Here is an 18,976-nt window from a genome sequence, read left to right as displayed (position 1 = left end):
AACATACGCCCATTCCCTCACGGGAAAAATCTCAAATGTGTCTCTTTTATTAACCACTTTCCGTAGCGTGATCAGATTTATTACCTGATAAATAGTATAGACTCTTTTTTCCACTTATTATTATGTAGCAATACTATTAGGTCATTCGTCTAATGCATAACACAAGATCAGGGAAATTGTTACAACTTGATGTCATTGAGGGCATAAAACAAACGAACGTGCAACAAAAGCATCATCTCAATACATCAAAAGCGGATTGGGTGGCAGAAGAAGTTCCTGTTGCTTTAGTCTACAACGGCATCTCTCATGTCGTGATGATGGCCAGTCCCAAAGATCTCGAATATTTCGCTATTGGATTCTCACTTTCTGAAGGCATTATTGAATCTCAACAAGAAATTCGTGGCATTGACACGATGATCAATTGTCATGGTGGAATTGAGTTGCAAATAGAGCTTTCCAGCCGTCGTTTTGCTGGTCTAAAAGAGCGCAGACGCAATATAGCAGGACGGACAGGCTGCGGGATCTGTGGTACAGAGCAACTTTCTGATATTTTCCGCCCGATTACACCATTACCTTTTACTCAAACTTTTTCATTAAACCATCTTGACTATGCTCTTTCCCAATTAACTCATATTCAGGATATCGGTGCACTAACCGGATGTACCCATGTAGCAAGCTGGATCAATCCAGAAGGTGAGTTATTGGGTGGCTGCGAGGATGTAGGCCGTCATGTTGCGTTGGACAAGCTGCTGGGAATGAAAGCCAAATTAAGCTGGCAGCAAGGTGCCATTTTAATCTCCAGCCGCGCCAGCTATGAAATGGTACAAAAATCTGCCGTCTGTGGTATTGAGATCTTGTTTGCTGTTTCAGCAGCAACTTCATTGGCAGTAGAAGTCGCTGAACGATGTAATCTGACACTGGTTGGTTTTTGTAAACCAGGCAAGGCAACGGTTTATACCCATGCTGCAAGATTAAGGAGTTAGTTGCACAAAGAGTAAATAGGCAGCAATCATATGATGAAAACTATGCTATCAAAACTTGACCATCAAGACGGTAGCTTATTAGTCGAATCCGCCACTCATTAATAGTGACACTAAACAGCAATAATTTCATTAGTAGAATGATAGATAATCTGTCGTTAAAACAACAATGGCTAATAGCTGAAATTATATAAAAATTCTATTTTTAGAATAAGTTGTTTATATTATTTATTCCTCTATGATTATTTACACAAATTATTTTACCAAATGACTTAACGTTTAACTTTACAATACATAAATTATTTTACTAAAATAACCAGAACTAACATCTCTCAACACAATTTAATTGATTTTCTTAGCTAGATAATCGATCATATTCTTCTCTCACATTAAGCTAACGATCATTATATGAAATTTATATTTTTAACGGATATTCACGGAATTTCAGAACATGTAAAAATAATTGCACAACATTTAGGTAGTGATGTGTCATTCATTTCTCCCTACGAAAAAGAAAATGAAGTACCAAATCAAGACATGGCATACGAATACTTTCATAGCGTGTCATCAATAGACGAATACACATGCAAAGTAAGGGATGCCCTTACATACATTGATTCTCCAGTGATACTGGTTGGATTCAGTATCGGCGCTACAGTAGCATGGCGGCTTTCAGAAGATACACATTTACCCGTTCAGAATACTATCTGCATCTTTGGCTCACGTATCCGTGATTACCTGAATGTGAAGCCAATAAAACCTGCGTCGTTGTTTTTCTCCAATGATGAAAAATACTTTATCGACAAATTAGAGCCTTCCGACAAAATAACTATAGAATTGATAGATTGTGCCCATTCAGAAATATCAAAACCCGATTGCTGCAATATTGCAGTTGAATTAATAAATAAAGCACTAGGGACTAGGGCATTAATATTCTCTTTTCCCCAGAATAATATTACAGAGCATCTCATGAATATTTAACCGAGAACGTTCACGGTTTGACCTATCTTGGTTTGTTATATAGAATTCCGTGAATGATCACGGTAACACCAGTTAAGGTATAAACATGGACGCAACAGCAACACAACGCCAGAGTAGGAGAATAGAACGCCTCAAGGCCGAAGGTATTACACGATCAACCGTGCTTGTACATGAAGAATGCCGTTCAGCATTAGACTCTCTCAGATCACACTTTGTCGATCCAGAAAAAGCAGCCACACTTGCCTCACTGGTAAATAAGCTGCATACCAAATCAAAACCTACCAATATAGCTCAGGTTCGCCATTTAAGCCCATTCCGCTATCCAGGCGGGAAAACCTGGCTCGTACCAGAAATTCGCCAATGGTTGAAGACCGCAAAACATGCACCATCCGTATTTGTGGAGCCATTTGCCGGTGGCGCGATTAGCGGCCTAAGTATGGCCGCCGAAGGGCTGGCTAAAAGGGTTTTTTTATGTGAACTAGACGATGACGTAGCCGCCGTATGGGAAACTATTTTTCATGGTTCTGATGATGACGTGGCCGAACTTTCCAAGAAAATTACCAGCTTTGACGTGACACTGGAGAACGTCAAGGCTGTACTTAATAACAAACCTCGATCTACCAAAAATCGCGCATTTCGAACTATCATCAAGAATCGGATGCAACGAGGCGGCATAATGGCAGCCGGTGCCGGGTTGGTTAAAGAAGGGGAAGCCGGAAAAGGGCTTAAATCACGCTGGTATCCCGAAACTCTAGCAACCCGTATCAAGCTACTGCGAACACTAAAAGATAGTATAGACTTCGAGCAAGGAGATGCCTTTAATGTTGTGCGCCGATTTGCCGATGATCCAAATGCCTTTTTCTTTATTGATCCGCCTTATACTGCCGGAGGCAAGAAAGCAGGCTCCAGACTTTACACCCATAACGAAGTTGACCACGAAGGGCTATTTGCTCTTATGGCTAACGTGCGTGGCTCAGTGATGATGACTTACGATGATGCTCCAGAAGTACGCGAGCTGGCCGAGCGTTACGGGTTCAGAATTGAACGTGTTCCCATGAAGAATACGCACCATGCAATTATCTATGAGCTGCTTATTATGAAGCCTTAAATACCTTATTTGCCCGCGATTTATCATCAATGACTTGTTTCAAATTGCGGGTAAAATCTGCCTTACTCAATGGTTCAGTAGCATTAAGTGCCCGTCGTGAGCTTTCTAAGGTGGTATAAATAACCTCACTAGCCGTCATATTCAACGATTCGTCATAGTCAACAACAAACCATACCACATCCGAGTTATCCCGTTTTTCCTGGTCATTTCTGGCACGGGGATAAGCGTCTGTCAGTGCATTCATGTTGCTATAGAAATATCGATCTATGACCACAACAACCTTTTTGCCCCAGTTCCTCAGTACCGGCACTTTCACATCTAACTGCGGTGATAGCCGCTTTGGGCCACTGCTGCGATAATCAGGTCGCCGACGACCGACAGGGAACAACACTGGAGCCGGAGCCTTGGCATAGGCGTCAAACTCAGGTCGCATCTTATCACCGGAGAAATACAGAGCTTGGGTCTCTACCGCACACCACTCCAGTTCCCCAACTTCCATTGTGGTTGGATTAACTATGATCCAGTCAATACGTCCAGCTTTCTTACCATCACCTTCATCATCGGATACTGTTGCATCAGCAATAGAGTCGGAAACCTTACGAAGAAACGGAGTTTCCTTGACTACAGTAGGGTTTTTGATATCAAGCATCTTTTCAGCGATCCAGACAAACGGAGTTTTCTCGTTGTCCAGCGTTTGTAAGAACCGTGATGGACAAACCGTTACTACCTTGTCACCCGGCACTGGGACACCGACACCATCCGGTCCAGAAGCATAGCGGCGAATACTACACACCCCGCTGGCCTTGTTGCACCGAGCATTAGGTACTAAGGTAGAGATAAATGGGCAAATTGGTGCGTTAGATATGTCGCCAGTAGCATCCTGAATTGCTGCAAGCTGCCCGAAGCTTTGGCGTTCCTCTGGTGTCATTGCGGTCATGTCATTGCCGAACCACTCGGCTATCCCATAGCGAGGGATCGGAGCGCGGGCCATGTGCATACTTCCTCAGTTAATTGTGCTACAAAATTTCCCTATATTATCCTGCGATTGCACTCAAAGCGACTCTCTGAAGCTTATTATCAGAAGCGCCTCGAATAAATGTCTACCAGGCCCCACACCTTCACTTCCCAATACAAAAACTCGAAAAAATCCTTCCAAGCAAATCATCAGAAGTGAATTCACCCGTGATCTCACTCAGTGTCTGTTGTGCCAAACGCAGTTCTTCTGCCAACAATTCACCTGAGCGAGCAACCACCAACTGTTCATGACCTTGTTGTAAATGCTCTGCCGCGGTATTTAATGCCTGTAAATGACGACGACGAGCCAGAAAACCCCCTTCCGTATTGCTGTTGAAACCCATAGTTTCCTTTAGATGATCGCGGAGCAAATCGATTCCTTCACCACTATGAGCAGAAAGGCGGATTAGCGAGTAACCTCTCACTTCAGTAATACTCGTCTCTTCATTAGTCATATCCGTTTTATTGCGGACAACAGTGATAGGCAGTGATTCCGGCAAACGAGCCATAAATTCAGGCCAGATTTCTACTGGCTCAACCGCATCAGTTGTCGTACTGTCTACCATAAACAATACGCGATCAGCCTGTTCAATTTCCTGCCATGCGCGTTCAATACCAATACGTTCCACTTCATCACTGGCTTCACGCAGACCCGCAGTATCAATGATATGCAGCGGCATACCGTCAATATGGATATGTTCACGCAGTACATCACGGGTTGTACCGGCAATATCGGTAACAATCGCAGCGTCACGACCCGCTAACGCATTAAGCAGGCTCGATTTCCCAGCATTAGGCCGGCCTGCGATAACAACTTTCATCCCTTCACGCAAAAGGCTACCCTGACGAGCCTGAGAACGTACACGATCAAGCTTAGCGATGACGTTATCCAGATTGGCTTCAATTTTCCCATCAGAAAGGAAATCGATCTCTTCATCAGGAAAATCAATCGCAGCCTCTACATAAATTCGCAAGTGAGTAAGTGCTTCCACCATCTGATGAACTTGGGTAGAAAAAGCGCCCTGTAAAGAATTCATCGCTGAACGGGCCGCCTGCTCCGAACTAGCATCAATCAGGTCAGCAATGGCCTCCGCCTGAGCCAGGTCCAGTTTGTCATTAAGAAAAGCACGTTCAGAAAACTCACCAGGATTAGCGATGCGTACACCAGGTAGGGTCAGAATACGCTTCAACAGTAAATCAAGAATAACCGGTCCACCGTGCCCTTGAAGCTCCAGTACATCTTCCCCCGTAAAGGAATTAGGTCCCGGAAAGTAAATCGCAATTCCCTGATCGAGTACCCGATTATCTACATCACGAAATGGCAGATAATCCGCATAACGGGGCTTGGGTAACTTACCTAATACCACCTCAGCCACTTGTGCTGCTTTCGGGCCTGAAACACGTAAGATGCCAACACCACCCCGTCCTGGCGGGGTAGCCTGAGCGACTATCGTATCGGTGGTATTCATGGTTATCTCCCTTTTACTTTTTAGCTCAAATAGTTAAGGCGGCCAATGACCGCCTTTTATGTTACAACTACCAGAATGAATACTGGTTGAAGCTATTTTTATTTCGCCGGCTTCTTCTCGCGGCTATGCAAACCACGTTTTTCCAGCCCACGATAAATCAGCTGCTGCTGAATAATTGTCACCAAGTTACTGACGATATAGTACAGAACCAGACCTGATGGGAACCACAAGAAGAAGATAGTGAACATAACAGGCATGTAGGTCATAATCTTCTGCTGCATCGGATCAGTGATGGTCGTCGGAGACATTTTCTGGATAACGAACATCGTCACACCCATTAACAATGGCAAGATGTAATAAGGGTCTTGTGCAGACAAATCATTAATCCAGCCAGCGAATGGCGCATGACGTAATTCAACAGAACCCATCAACATGTAATATAGAGCAAGGAAGATTGGCATCTGGATCAACAGAGGCAAACAACCTCCTAGCGGGTTCACTTTCTCTGCCTTATACAGCGCCATCATTTCCTGACTCATGCGCTGCCTATCATCACCAATACGCTCACGCATAGCCGCTAATTTAGGCTGCAATAAACGCATTTTCGCCATTGAAGTATATTGCGCCTTGGTCAGCGGGTACATGATACCACGCACAATAAAGGTAATAACGATAATGGAGAAGCCCCAGTTACCGATAAAACCATGCAGGAATTTCAACAACTTAAATAATGGCTGAGAGATAAACCACAACCAGCCATAATCCACAGACAGATCCAGATGAGGTGCTACTGCCGCCATTTCATCTTGAATTTCTGGACCAATCCACAGCGTAGAAGAAACTGTTTTTTCACTATTAGCTGCAACAGAAATTGGCGCACTCTTATAACCAATCGCAGCCATCTTTTTATCTAATGAGGCAGTATAGAAAGTGCTGGTTTCATTAGCTGAAGGAATCCATGCCGTAGCAAAATATTGCTGCAACATTGCAACCCAACCACCTTTAGTAGTGACAGACAAAGGTTCACTTTCAATATCGCTGAAGCTATGTTTTTTATACTTATTATCGTCTGAAGAATAAGCCGCACCACGGTAAGTATGCAGTGCAAAGTTACTGCTACCCGTATCACGATGTTTTGGCAGTTCAACATTCTGTTTCAATTGACCAAAGAAGGTCATCTGTAACGGTTTTTCTGTCGTGTTGTGAATACGATAATCCACACTAATCGCATATTCACCACGTTTCAGGACAAATGTTTTAACATAAACAACGCCATCTTTAGCGACGAAATTCAACGGGATACGTAATTCATCCTGCCCATTATCCAATACATAGCTATCCTGTGCTGTGGTATACAGCGGGCGCTCACTATTCGTCGGGTTATCCGGGCCATCTTTACCAGTCAACCCACTTTGCGCCTGATAAGTGAAAGCAGGTGTTGTCTCCAGCAATTTGAATGGCTGGTTTGAACCCAAAGTATCAGGGTAGGCTAATAAATCAGCCTCTTCGATATCACCGCCACGAGTGTTGATGGTCAAAGAGAGCACATCAGTTTTAACCGTGATCAGTTTACCTTTCCCGCTGCCTGGCACTGCCTGATTCTCACCACTCGGCATATCCGTTTGTTGCGTGGCCTGTACTGTAGTTGGTTGCGGATTTTTATCTGCTTCCCATGCTTGCCAGACCAAGAAAGAAACGAACAGCAAAGCGATGAGAAGAAGATTGCGTTGCGAATCCATCGTTAGTGTTCTCTATTATCGTTGTTTTTTTTAGGTGGGACGGGATCATCACCACCTTCGTGTAAAGGGTGGCATTTTAATACGCGTTTCACTGTTAACCAACCGCCTTTTATCATTCCAAATCTGTTCAATGCCTCAATGCCATATTGAGAACATGTAGGATTAAAACGACAACGGGGTCCCAGCAGCGGGCTTATCACCAACTGATATCCACGGATTAATCCGATCAGGAGGCGCGAACCAAGCGACAGTGACGACGCCATAATTTACCCAAAGCTTCCGTTAATTCACGGTTATCAAGTTCAGCAACCCCTTTCCTAACCAATACCACAAAATCCATAGGAGGCAAACTATGTTGGTTCAAACGGAAACTTTCACGGGCCAACCGTTTAATTCGGTTACGCTCATGAGCACGTTTAACATTTTTCTTGGCTATGGTAAGACCGATGCGGGGATGCCCCAGCTCATTAAGGCGACCAAGGATAGTAATCTCTGGTGAACTTGCCCGTTGGGGTTGCTGGAAAACATAAGTGAAATGCTTGGGAGTTAACAAGCGTAACTCCCTCGGAAAAGCGAGCGTAACCACTAGATGGTTAGCTTTATTACTTAGAAACGGTCAGACGAGCACGGCCTTTTGCACGACGGCGAGCCAGAACCTGACGACCATTTTTAGTGGCCATACGAGAGCGGAAGCCGTGAGTACGGTTACGCTTCAGTACGGACGGTTGGAAAGTGCGTTTCATAGCGATTTCTACCTAACTTAAAATTATTACTGATTCAGTAAACGCGTTAGCAGCCAGTGAGCAGTAGACACTGACGCCTAAATCGCAACATCAATATAAAAGAAGCGGGATTGTAATAAAATGTACAGCTCTGAGTCAATTAAACATGACACAAGCTAACCGGCTTTTCTACTGAGTTGAATGTTTACCGACAACCTGCCCGTGCTTACACAGGAACCTCTCACCAACCACTACCGGCAAAAAACTCTGGCAATGCACGCAGGGTCCAGTATTATACGGACTGCTCAGTAAAGCGCAATGATCACGACCTGATCTTCATTCTCTGTTATGATCCTTGGTTCAATTTTATCTTAAATAGCGGCTTATCCTCGACCCTTGTTTAATATATGCCATGACTACATTAAAGTGTCTTAACTGCCCTTTATTTCACAGGTAATTTCTCCCTGTGGATAAAAAGCGCTTAAACTGTGTAAAAGAATGAAGATCTGTAGCGCCTTTTGCGCTATGATCCCGCGTCATGATCCAGATCTTATCTACGGATCATTGGGGAGCGATAAGATTAAAAATCGCCGCAAGCATGACAATTGATCCTTCCTTTTACTTGGAAGGAATCATTGTTTTGAACCCAATACAATATAATGAGCTAACCACTCCGATTTCTTTAATTGTTAATTGGCCTTGTTTTAGGGGAGTCCGCCGTGTCACTTTCGCTTTGGCAGCAATGTCTTGCCCGATTGCAGGATGAATTACCTGCCACAGAATTCAGTATGTGGATACGCCCCCTTCAGGCAGAGTTAAGTGGTAACACTCTGGCACTTTATGCTCCTAACCGGTTTGTTTTAGATTGGGTAAGAGAAAAATATATCAACAATATCAACGGATTGTTGAATGATTTCTGTGGAGCAGAAGTACCGTTATTACGTTTCGAAGTTGGCAATAAACCTATTTCACAAAACGACAGCCCACCGCAAAGGGTTGTTGCTCACGCACCGGTTACACCTGCACCACAGAACACATCAGTACGTCCCAGTTGGGATAATACTGCGGTACAACCAGAGCTGTCCTATCGCTCTAACGTTAATCCAAAACATACTTTTGACAACTTTGTTGAAGGTAAATCCAACCAGCTTGCCCGCGCTGCCGCAAGACAGGTAGCAGATAACCCCGGTGGCGCCTATAACCCACTGTTTCTTTATGGTGGTACTGGCTTGGGTAAAACCCACCTGTTACACGCCGTAGGTAACAGTATCATGGCACGTAAGGCAAATGCCAAAGTGGTTTATATGCATTCTGAACGTTTTGTCCAGGATATGGTCAAAGCATTACAAAACAATGCAATAGAAGACTTCAAACGCTATTACCGCTCTGTTGATGCATTGCTGATCGATGATATTCAGTTCTTTGCCAATAAAGAACGTTCTCAAGAAGAGTTCTTTCATACATTCAACGCATTACTGGAAGGTAATCAACAGATTATTCTGACATCAGATCGCTATCCAAAAGAGATAAATGGAGTAGAAGATCGGTTAAAATCCCGTTTTGGCTGGGGGTTAACCGTCGCTATTGAACCACCTGAACTGGAAACTCGTGTCGCTATTTTAATGAAAAAAGCCGACGAAAACGAAATTCAGTTACCGGGAGAAGTCGCTTTTTTTATCGCTAAACGCCTACGTTCTAATGTCCGTGAACTCGAAGGTGCATTAAACAGGGTAATAGCCAATGCCAATTTTACCGGTCGAGCGATTACTATTGATTTTGTACGTGAAGCATTACGTGACTTGTTAGCACTACAGGAAAAACTGGTTACTATTGATAATATTCAGAAAACAGTCGCTGAATATTATAAGATCAAGGTGGCCGATTTACTTTCCAAACGGCGTTCTCGCTCCGTTGCCCGTCCAAGGCAAATGGCAATGGCGCTGGCAAAAGAGTTAACCAATCACAGCTTGCCTGAAATCGGGGATGCCTTTGGTGGACGTGACCATACAACTGTGCTGCATGCTTGTCGTAAAATAGAACAACTGCGCGAAGAAAGTCACGACATCAAAGAGGATTTTTCTAACTTAATCAGAACATTGTCTTCCTAGCGCTATGAAATTTATCATTGAACGTGAGCAATTACTAAAACCACTGCAACAGGTCAGTAGCCCGCTGGGTGGGCGCCCTACTCTGCCTATCCTTGGTAATTTATTACTACAGGTAACAGAAAGTTCTTTATTATTGACCGGTACAGATTTAGAAATGGAAATGATGGCACGTGTTACGCTTTCATTACCACACGAAGAAGGTGCAACCACTGTACCGGCACGTAAGTTCTTTGACATCTGGCGCGGTTTGCCGGATGGTGCCGAAATCAGTGTGGAACTGGATGGTGACCGCCTGTTAGTACGTTCTGGCCGCAGCCGTTTCTCACTTTCCACATTACCTGCGGCTGATTTTCCAAATCTTGATGACTGGCAAAGCGAAGTTGAATTTTCACTGCCACAAGCCACACTGAAACGACTTATTGAATCAACCCAGTTCTCTATGGCCCATCAGGATGTCCGCTATTACCTCAACGGTATGTTGTTTGAAACCGAAGGCGAAGAATTGCGTACAGTGGCAACAGATGGTCACCGTCTGGCAGTCTGTTCTATGGGCATCGGTCAAAATCTGCCTTCCCACTCGGTAATCGTGCCACGCAAAGGCGTTATTGAGCTAATGAGATTGCTGGACGGCGGCGATACTCCGCTACAGTTACAAATCGGCAGTAACAATATTCGTGCTCATGTTGGTGATTTTATTTTCACCTCTAAACTGGTGGATGGGCGTTTCCCTGATTATCGCCGCGTATTACCGAAGAACCCAGATAAAACCCTGGAAGCTAGTTGTGATATGCTGAAACAGGCTTTTTCACGCGCTGCCATTCTCTCTAATGAGAAATTCCGTGGAGTTCGCCTCTATTTCAGTAAAAACCAGCTGAAAATCACAGCAAATAACCCTGAACAAGAAGAAGCCGAAGAGATTGTAGATGTTAGTTATCAGGGTACTGAAATGGAAATAGGTTTTAACGTCAGTTATGTCTTGGATGTACTCAACACATTAAGGTGTGAAGAGGTTCGTTTACTGCTGACCGATGCTATTTCCAGTGTTCAGATAGAAGACTGTGCCAGTCACAATGCGGCTTATGTCGTGATGCCAATGCGCCTGTAACAGGATCTACATTTCAGGTATATGACTCTTACGCGTTTATTTATCCGCGATTTTCGTAATATCGCTGATGCAGATTTGCCTCTAGCTACCGGATTTAATTTTCTGGTTGGGCCTAATGGCAGCGGCAAAACCAGTGTATTGGAAGCGATTTATACGCTAGGTCACGGGCGCTCTTTTCGTAGCATTCAGTCAGGGCGAGTAATCCGCCATAACTGTGATGAATTTGTGCTACATGGACGACTGGAACAACGAGAAAATGCACGGGAATCGTCTATTGGTCTGAGTAAAAATCGTAATGGCGATAGTAAAGTCAGAATCGATGGCAGCGATGGTGGTAAAATTGCAGAACTAGCCAAAATGCTACCTATGCAACTTATCACCCCGGAAGGATTTACCCTGTTAAATGGCGGACCAAAGTACCGTAGAGCTTTTATTGATTGGGGTTGTTTTCACAATGATCCGCGCTTTTTTTCCGCATGGGTAAATCTGAAGCGACTGCTTAAACAACGCAATGCAGCACTACGACAAGTCACCCATTACAGTCAGATACGGCCTTGGGATCAAGAATTGGCACCACTGGCAAACCAGATAAACCAGTGGCGTACTGAATATGTTACAAACATCATTCAGGGTATTGCTGATACCTGTAAACAGTTTTTACCCGAATTTATATTGCGCTTCTCTTTCCAACAGGGGTGGGACAAAGAGAGTGATTATGCTGAATTACTGGAGCGCCAGTTTGAACGTGACAGAGCGTTAACCTACACAGCTTCCGGCCCACATAAGGCTGATCTGCGCATTCGTGTAGAAGGCACTCCAGTAGAAGATATGCTATCCCGCGGTCAATTAAAATTGTTGATGTGCGCACTGCGGTTAGCACAGGGTGAATATTTCACCCGACAGAACGGACAACAATGTCTGTATCTGCTTGATGATTTTGCCTCCGAATTGGATGCCGGCCGTCGTCAATTGCTGGCCGAACGTCTAAAATCCACGCAAGCTCAGGTATTTGTCAGTGCGATAAGCCCAGGACAGGTAACAGACATGCTTGATGGAAATAGCAGGATGTTTCGCGTGGAAAATGGCAAAATAGAGATTCAACCACAGGATTAAAAATGAGCGAGAAACGTTGATGTCGAATACATATGACTCCTCAAGTATCAAGGTATTAAAAGGGCTGGATGCGGTTCGTAAACGTCCGGGCATGTATATCGGCGATACAGACGATGGTACCGGCTTACACCACATGGTCTTCGAGGTTGTCGACAACGCTATCGACGAAGCCCTCGCAGGCCACTGTAATGAAGTTATCGTTACTATCCACGCCGATAACTCTGTCTCTGTACAGGATGATGGCCGCGGTATTCCTACCGGCATACACGAAGAAGAAGGTGTTTCAGCAGCCGAAGTTATTATGACCGTGCTGCATGCGGGGGGTAAATTCGATGATAACTCTTATAAAGTTTCCGGCGGCCTGCACGGTGTAGGGGTTTCTGTTGTTAACGCCTTGTCTGAAAAGCTGGAACTGGTTATCCGCCGTGATGGTAAAGTTCATGAACAGACTTATCACCTTGGTGTGCCACAAAGCCCACTGAAAATCGTTGGAGAAACTGAACAGACAGGTACTCGTGTTCGCTTCTGGCCAAGCATGGATACTTTTCGCAACAACACTGAATTTCAGCATGACATTCTGGCCAAACGCCTACGTGAACTTTCCTTCCTGAATTCCGGTGTATCCATTCGCCTTATTGATAAGCGCACGAATACTGAAGATCACTTCCATTATGAAGGTGGAATTAAAGCGTTTGTTGAGTTCCTAAATAAAAACAAAACGCCAATCCATCCAAATGTTTTCTATTTCTCGACAGAAAAAGATGGCATCGGTGTTGAAATTTCAATGCAATGGAACGATGGCTTCCAGGAAAATATTTACTGCTTTACCAATAACATTCCACAGCGCGATGGCGGTACTCACTTAGTTGGCTTCCGTACCGCAATGACTCGTACCCTTAATAGCTACATGGATAAAGAGGGGTACAACAAGAAATCTAAAGTCAGCGCTACCGGTGATGATGCTCGTGAAGGTTTAGTTGCAGTTATTTCCGTTAAAGTACCTGATCCAAAATTCTCTTCTCAGACTAAAGACAAACTGGTTTCTTCCGAAGTGAAAACTGCTGTTGAAACACTGATGAATGAGAAGCTGGTGGAATACCTGCTGGAAAATCCAAATGATGCCAAAACAGTCGTCAGTAAAATCATTGATGCTGCCCGAGCCCGTGAAGCCGCCCGTAAAGCACGCGAAATGACACGTCGCAAAGGAGCTCTTGATTTGGCTGGTTTACCAGGCAAATTGGCTGATTGTCAGGAACGTGACCCGGCATTGTCCGAACTCTACTTAGTGGAAGGGGACTCGGCAGGCGGTTCTGCAAAACAGGGGCGTAACCGCAAAAATCAGGCAATCTTGCCATTGAAAGGTAAAATCCTAAACGTCGAAAAAGCGCGTTTCGATAAAATGCTGTCTTCTCAGGAAGTTGCAACACTGATTACTGCATTGGGCTGTGGGATAGGCCGTGACGAATACAACCCGGATAAGCTGCGTTATCACAGTATTATTATCATGACGGATGCGGATGTCGACGGTTCTCATATTCGTACTCTATTGCTGACCTTCTTCTATCGTCAAATGCCAGAAATCATTGAACGTGGTCATGTGTTTATTGCTCAGCCACCGCTGTATAAAGTGAAAAAAGGCAAACAGGAGCAGTACATTAAAGATGACGAAGCTATGGACGAGTACCAACTCTCTATTGCTTTGGATGGTGCATCCCTTTACACCAGCGATCACACACCAGCCTTGAGAGGGGAACCTCTGGAAAAACTGGTGACAGAATTTAATGGTGTGAAGAAAATCATCAAACGTATGGAGCGTCTCTATCCAGCAAGTTTGCTAAATAACCTCATTTATCATCCAAAGCTGACTGAAGAAGCGCTAACCGACGAAACAAAAGTCCAGGAATGGATTGAAACGCTGGTAACTCGCCTGAATGACCGAGAACAAAACGGCAGCAGCTACAGCTATCAACTCCATGAAAATCGTGAGCGCCAAATGTTTGAACCCATTCTGCGTGTTCGTACACATGGTGTCGATACCGATTACCCACTGGATTTCGACTTTGTCCACGGCGGTGAATACCACCGTATTACTTTGTTAGGCGATAAACTTAGTAATTTAATCGAAGAGAACGCTTACATTGAGCGTGGTGAACGTCGCCAGCCTGTCAGTGATTTTGAGCAAGCTCTAGAATGGTTAACGAAAGAATCACGTCGTGGTCTGTCTATACAGCGTTATAAAGGTCTGGGAGAAATGAACCCTGAGCAGTTATGGGAAACGACCATGAACCCGGAAACCCGCCGAATGATGCGCGTGACAGTAAAAGATGCCATTGCCACTGATCAATTATTTACAACTCTAATGGGTGATGCCGTTGAACCCCGTCGGGCATTTATTGAAGAAAATGCGCTGAAAGCAGCAAATATTGATATCTAACTGATATTATTACCAATTTAAAAAGCGCCCATATTGATTCTCAATTGGGTGCTTTTTTTATCTGTTATTTATAACCAATAAAGTGTAATTTATTTAATGTTCTTGTAAACATAACTTAAATATGATCTAAGGATATAATATGGCTGACATGATTTACATGACAATAAAGGGAAAAAACAAGGATTAATATCAGCGGGATGTTCTTCTGTTAATTCTATCGGTAATAAATATCAAGCAAACCACTTTAGTTTAGAGATCACTGGCGTTCACACCATCACTGAAATAAGTGATTTGCATCATTCATTAAATCATAATGAACTTCCACTACAGAAAAGTATTTCGTTAAAATATACAAATATTACAGGGAATCACCTTATCGCAGGAACTGGTAGTTATAGTATTTGGGATGACAGGATTTATTAAAAGAGAGAAGCAAGGCATTATAATTTCACGCCTTATTTTATTAACTAAATTTTTTCGGTAGGACCAAAACATATAAAACAGAGAATATCATACTTCCTATTTTAATACCTTCACTATTCAAGTTAATGAATTTAGATATAAAATCATGGTGTTCATTAAAGCCAATAACGAATAATTTCATATAACCAAATATAATTATTAAAATAGAAAAAAACAGATAAAATATAATTGCGTTTTTTATCCACAATATTTTTTATAAAACAAAATGAGATAAAAAATTTAAAGATAGAATATTATAAATATAAATATAAATATAAATATAAATATAAATATAAATATCCCACCAGTAGACTTAGTGGAGATTATAACGTCAATATAATCCATCATTATTTTTCCTTTTCTAATTGATAAATACTCAGAACTATCTTACTTTTAAAATCAGTAACTTATCTTGTTACATTCTCATCATCTCCATAAAAATGATTTACTATATATTTAGGTACAAATCATAAATATAATTTACGTAACATAACAAACCAATAAAGAAACAAGAAAGAACCATTAAATGCTATATAAAGAGATCCACCCGAATAACGAGTGGATTTTCATATAAACAAATACATTAAAATGATTAAGCTAATATACGTAGCATGCGACGCAGAGGCTCAGCAGCCCCCCATAGTAACTGGTCACCTACAGTAAAAGCCGACAAATACTCTGGCCCCATATTCAGCTTACGTAAACGCCCTACAGGAGTATTCAAAGTGCCGGTTACGGCTGCGGGGGTCAATTCGCGCATACTCAATTCGCGATCATTTGGAATAACACGAACCCAATCATTATGCTCAGCCAGTAATTGCTCAATATCAGGAATCGAAATATCTTTTTTCAATTTCAGAGTAAATGCCTGGCTGTGGCAACGCAAAGCACCAATACGAACACACAAACCATCCACAGTAACGATATTATTACCGGTATTCAGGATCTTGTTAGTTTCTACCTGACCTTTCCACTCTTCACGGCTTTGGCCGTTATCAAGTTGCTTATCAATCCACGGAATCAAACTACCTGCCAGCGGCACACCAAATTGATCGGTTGGCATAACACCACTGCGGGTAAAGTCCGTTACTTTTCTTTCAATCTCCAAAATAGCCGATGCCGGATCTTGCAGCTCTTTTGCTACCTGAGTGTGCAGAGCTCCCATCTGAACCAGAAGTTCACGCATATGGCGAGCACCCGCACCAGAAGCGGCCTGATAAGTTGCAACAGAAGCCCATTCAACCAAATCATTAGCAAATAAGCCCCCCAAAGACATCAACATTAGGCTAACGGTACAATTACCACCAACAAAAGTTTTTATCCCTTTATTAAGACCTTCCTGAATATGAGCATGGTTAACCGGATCAAGAATAATGATAGAATCATCATTCATACGCAGCGCTGAAGCTGCATCAATCCAATATCCTTGCCAACCTGTTGCTCTTAACTTTGGATAAATCTCATTAGTATAATCTCCACCCTGACAACTAATAATAATATCCAGAGCACCAAGCGCCCCAATATCGAAAGCATTCTGTAAAATACCTTGCTGACCGGTAAAATCAGGTGCTGGCTGTCCGTGTTGCGATGTCGTGAAGAATACCGGACGAATAACATCAAAATCCCGCTCTTCAATCATACGTTGCATTAATACTGAGCCGACCATACCGCGCCAGCCGATAAGACCCACATTTTTCATCATTATTATCCTGCTTTGGTGAGTGTTGATCAGACATTCTGATTACACTAAAGCTGACAAAATATGATCACAGACGCAAGAGAATTTATTAACTATTCACAAGATATTTAACAAAGTGGTTAGCTATTAAAGGTACATAACGAGTTCTGCATACATAAAAAAGCCACCTATCGGTGGCAAACATTTACAGTTAGCCTGTAACTCTTCAAGCCAAATTCAACTGAGTTTTAGACTTTTCTTTGGGATGTGGCTTAACACTCACCACCTCACCCGGCTTGGAAATAAAGCGGACAAATGTTTCATGGCTGACGAAGGTTGCACCACAATTGATATTTTGACACTGGTTGTAGCGTTCTTTTGTCTGACTGGAATGCTCAAAACTGCTGCGTGCATGAGCAGCTTGACCACAAAGAGGACACTTGATCATATTTCTTACCCTTAACTAAAACATTAAATCTCATTCCGAGAACAATATAGCAACGAGATCTCATTTAAAGAACAATTATTTCATGTCGAGATCATCAATTTTTAATTCCAGAGTCAGCGCCGTTGTAAAACCACCGCTAGATCCATTTATCGTGTGAGTAACTTTTGTTAGCGTCCATTCCGTTTCATCTATTTCAGGTTTAAAGCCCGTGACTTGTATGGGTACTTCGGGATAAAGATCTGCACGCCCTTGAGCCAGTTGAATTGAAAATGTCGCCGTACCACGTTGTATTTTTTCCCAAGCAACTTTAGCCGCACGCTTAGCGCTGGCTTCATCAGCATAAACACGGGAAAGCTCCAGTACATTACCCGTGCTACCAATCAGATATGATTTTGATTTACCTGTACCTCGCCTAACTGCCAAAGTGTGCTTTTTCTCCGGTTTACGGGTATCTAACCAATTTGCCACCACGCCGGTATAAGCCTCACGATCAGACAGAGTAAAATTATGACTATCCCCTGACTGACGAGTGATCACTAATGCAGGGATAACTTGGCCGCTGGCTGTTTTGTTCTGCCCTTGCCGAATAAATATCAATTTGCCATTTTTTACTGAGGCAATTGCCCCTTCCTGATTTGCCAACCGGGTAAGAAAGCTACCATCAGATTCATTTGTCTGATCGATGTGATTAATAAATACCTTCGCTATATCCTTATGCAAATCGGCGGTAAGGTTATTTCTGGCGGCAATAGTACGGACAATCTCACCTATCGTTTTCTGATGATAAGACACTTCACGTCTCATATTGAGAGATTCACGAAAATCGGCACTACGGGCACGGATAGTTAATTTATCCGGTGCTCCACTGTGCTCAATTTCATCCACGGTAAAACGTCCTTTATCCATAAGTGGCTGATCACGCCACCCTAATGCCAATGAAATCACATTACCTCGAGAAGGTAACATCAAGCTACCATCTGCATCATCCAGCTCAATATCAAGCTGATCGGCCTCAAAACCGCGATTATCTGTCATCGTCAGTGATATCAGGCGCGATTGAATGCGCCCACTGATATCTTTATTATCAATTTCCAGAAGAAATCCCGGCGCACTGCCTTTTTCTGGAACCCTGCCAAACTCAGACATCATGGCAATACCCCTCTGACTCTACTTGCCGAATTGTCTGTAAGCATAGAGAACTGGTCCTGAAGATCACCGAACATTTCACCTAAAGAACTATCAACTCGCCGCAATGACAAAGTAAAATCAATTTTGCGAGCAGCACCATTCGACATCAATTCCGTTTTTGTCTGTTCGATCTTCTCAATGACAAACATGCCGTAAACTGTGCCTCTGCCATCTATAAAGGACCAAGCTTTACCGCTATCAGCCATAATCTGTAGAGCTATCAATGACAAACGGCTACCGGTGGTAATTTCTGGATATAACGAGCCTGAAAGTGTCATCGTGTCGTTATCCGGCCCCAGAAATTGCCAAGCAGGCCGAAGCCCGATACGGCTATTAAAAGCATGCCGCCATGACTGCTGATATTGCAAATTCTGATATGGTGTGGTTTTCAACATAAAAACAAATAAACCCAGTGCAGCCATCATAA

17 protein-coding genes and 1 pseudogene are annotated in these 18,976 nt (G+C 43.1%); 8 read left to right on the top strand and 10 right to left on the bottom strand.

What is annotated here, in order from left to right; all coding sequences use genetic code 11:
- The first annotated feature begins 152 nt into the window (after positions 1-152).
- The 3 genes from fdhD to BDD30_RS21820 all read left to right on the top strand — a co-directional run bounded on the left by fdhD (position 153) and on the right by BDD30_RS21820 (position 3,069).
- Complete coding sequence (fdhD, locus tag BDD30_RS21830) at positions 153-983, top strand: formate dehydrogenase accessory sulfurtransferase FdhD (RefSeq protein ID WP_015836457.1); 831 nt, start codon at positions 153-155, stop codon at positions 981-983.
- A gap of 405 nt (positions 984-1,388) precedes the next feature.
- Complete coding sequence (locus tag BDD30_RS21825) at positions 1,389-1,961, top strand: alpha/beta hydrolase (RefSeq protein ID WP_015836458.1); 573 nt, start codon at positions 1,389-1,391, stop codon at positions 1,959-1,961.
- A 160-nt stretch (positions 1,962-2,121) separates the two neighbouring features.
- Complete coding sequence (locus BDD30_RS21820) at positions 2,122-3,069, top strand: DNA adenine methylase (protein WP_197535145.1); 948 nt, start codon at positions 2,122-2,124, stop codon at positions 3,067-3,069.
- On the opposite strand, the gene BDD30_RS21815 is transcribed toward BDD30_RS21820, so the two are convergent.
- The 6 genes from BDD30_RS21815 to rpmH all read right to left on the bottom strand — a co-directional run bounded on the left by BDD30_RS21815 (position 3,056) and on the right by rpmH (position 8,034).
- Positions 3,056-4,060, bottom strand: coding sequence for a NotI family restriction endonuclease (locus BDD30_RS21815; protein WP_049795235.1), 1,005 nt, complete (start codon positions 4,058-4,060; stop codon positions 3,056-3,058). The genes BDD30_RS21820 and BDD30_RS21815 overlap by 14 nt on opposite strands.
- A 127-nt stretch (positions 4,061-4,187) precedes the next feature.
- Positions 4,188-5,552 (bottom strand): tRNA uridine-5-carboxymethylaminomethyl(34) synthesis GTPase MnmE, encoded by a 1,365-nt coding sequence (mnmE, locus tag BDD30_RS21810; protein WP_015836461.1) that lies wholly within the window; start codon positions 5,550-5,552, stop codon positions 4,188-4,190.
- Positions 5,553-5,650: 98 nt separating this feature from the next.
- The gene (gene yidC, locus BDD30_RS21805; RefSeq protein ID WP_015836462.1) at positions 5,651-7,291 is read right to left on the bottom strand and encodes a membrane protein insertase YidC; all 1,641 of its coding nucleotides are present in this window, start codon (positions 7,289-7,291) and stop codon (positions 5,651-5,653) included.
- A gap of 2 nt (positions 7,292-7,293) precedes the next feature.
- The gene (yidD, locus tag BDD30_RS21800; RefSeq protein WP_015836463.1) at positions 7,294-7,554 is read right to left on the bottom strand and encodes a membrane protein insertion efficiency factor YidD; all 261 of its coding nucleotides are present in this window, start codon (positions 7,552-7,554) and stop codon (positions 7,294-7,296) included.
- Positions 7,518-7,877 carry a ribonuclease P protein component gene (gene rnpA / locus BDD30_RS21795; RefSeq protein ID WP_015836464.1) on the bottom strand — a complete coding sequence of 120 codons (360 nt, stop codon included), beginning with the start codon at positions 7,875-7,877 and terminating at the stop codon, positions 7,518-7,520. The genes yidD and rnpA overlap by 37 nt, the downstream gene beginning before the upstream one ends.
- Positions 7,878-7,893: 16 nt before the next feature.
- Positions 7,894-8,034: a 50S ribosomal protein L34 gene (gene rpmH / locus BDD30_RS21790; RefSeq protein WP_015836465.1), complete on the bottom strand. Its 141-nt coding sequence runs from the start codon at positions 8,032-8,034 to the stop codon at positions 7,894-7,896.
- Between the two features lie 698 nt (positions 8,035-8,732).
- On the opposite strand from rpmH, the gene dnaA reads away from it, so the two are divergent.
- The 5 genes and pseudogenes from dnaA (at position 8,733) to BDD30_RS24465 (ending at position 15,196) form a co-directional block, all read left to right on the top strand.
- Positions 8,733-10,121, top strand: coding sequence for a chromosomal replication initiator protein DnaA (dnaA, locus tag BDD30_RS21785; protein ID WP_041381427.1), 1,389 nt, complete (start codon positions 8,733-8,735; stop codon positions 10,119-10,121).
- Positions 10,122-10,125: 4 nt separating this feature from the next.
- Complete coding sequence (dnaN, locus tag BDD30_RS21780; RefSeq protein WP_012776197.1) at positions 10,126-11,226, top strand: DNA polymerase III subunit beta; 1,101 nt, start codon at positions 10,126-10,128, stop codon at positions 11,224-11,226.
- Positions 11,227-11,247: 21 nt separating this feature from the next.
- The gene (recF, locus tag BDD30_RS21775; protein WP_012776198.1) at positions 11,248-12,339 is read left to right on the top strand and encodes a DNA replication/repair protein RecF; all 1,092 of its coding nucleotides are present in this window, start codon (positions 11,248-11,250) and stop codon (positions 12,337-12,339) included.
- Between the two features lie 19 nt (positions 12,340-12,358).
- Complete coding sequence (gene gyrB, locus BDD30_RS21770) at positions 12,359-14,773, top strand: DNA topoisomerase (ATP-hydrolyzing) subunit B (protein ID WP_041381428.1); 2,415 nt, start codon at positions 12,359-12,361, stop codon at positions 14,771-14,773.
- Positions 14,774-14,912: 139 nt separating this feature from the next.
- Positions 14,913-15,196, top strand: a pseudogene (locus BDD30_RS24465) (Hcp family type VI secretion system effector).
- A 631-nt stretch (positions 15,197-15,827) separates the two neighbouring features.
- On the opposite strand, the gene asd reads toward BDD30_RS24465, so the two are convergent.
- From asd to BDD30_RS21745, 4 genes are all read right to left on the bottom strand, one after another.
- Entirely contained in the window at positions 15,828-16,934 is a 1,107-nt protein-coding gene (asd, locus tag BDD30_RS21760) for an aspartate-semialdehyde dehydrogenase (protein ID WP_041381429.1), read from the bottom strand.
- 205 nt (positions 16,935-17,139) lie between these two features.
- Complete coding sequence (locus BDD30_RS21755) at positions 17,140-17,361, bottom strand: ogr/Delta-like zinc finger family protein (protein ID WP_012776201.1); 222 nt, start codon at positions 17,359-17,361, stop codon at positions 17,140-17,142.
- A gap of 75 nt (positions 17,362-17,436) precedes the next feature.
- Entirely contained in the window at positions 17,437-18,507 is a 1,071-nt protein-coding gene (locus tag BDD30_RS21750; RefSeq protein WP_041382621.1) for a phage late control D family protein, read from the bottom strand.
- Positions 18,507-18,974 (bottom strand): phage tail protein, encoded by a 468-nt coding sequence (locus BDD30_RS21745; RefSeq protein WP_012776203.1) that lies wholly within the window; start codon positions 18,972-18,974, stop codon positions 18,507-18,509. Before BDD30_RS21745 ends, BDD30_RS21750 begins: the two co-directional genes overlap by 1 nt.
- Between the last annotated feature and the right edge of the window lie 2 nt (positions 18,975-18,976).

Origin of the sequence: Photorhabdus asymbiotica, assembly GCF_003634575.1 — a bacterium.
Taxonomy (GTDB): Bacteria; Pseudomonadota; Gammaproteobacteria; order Enterobacterales; family Enterobacteriaceae; genus Photorhabdus; species Photorhabdus asymbiotica.
The sequence above is the reverse complement of the archived record's forward strand: the minus strand, read 5'-3'. Positions and strand labels throughout refer to the sequence as shown.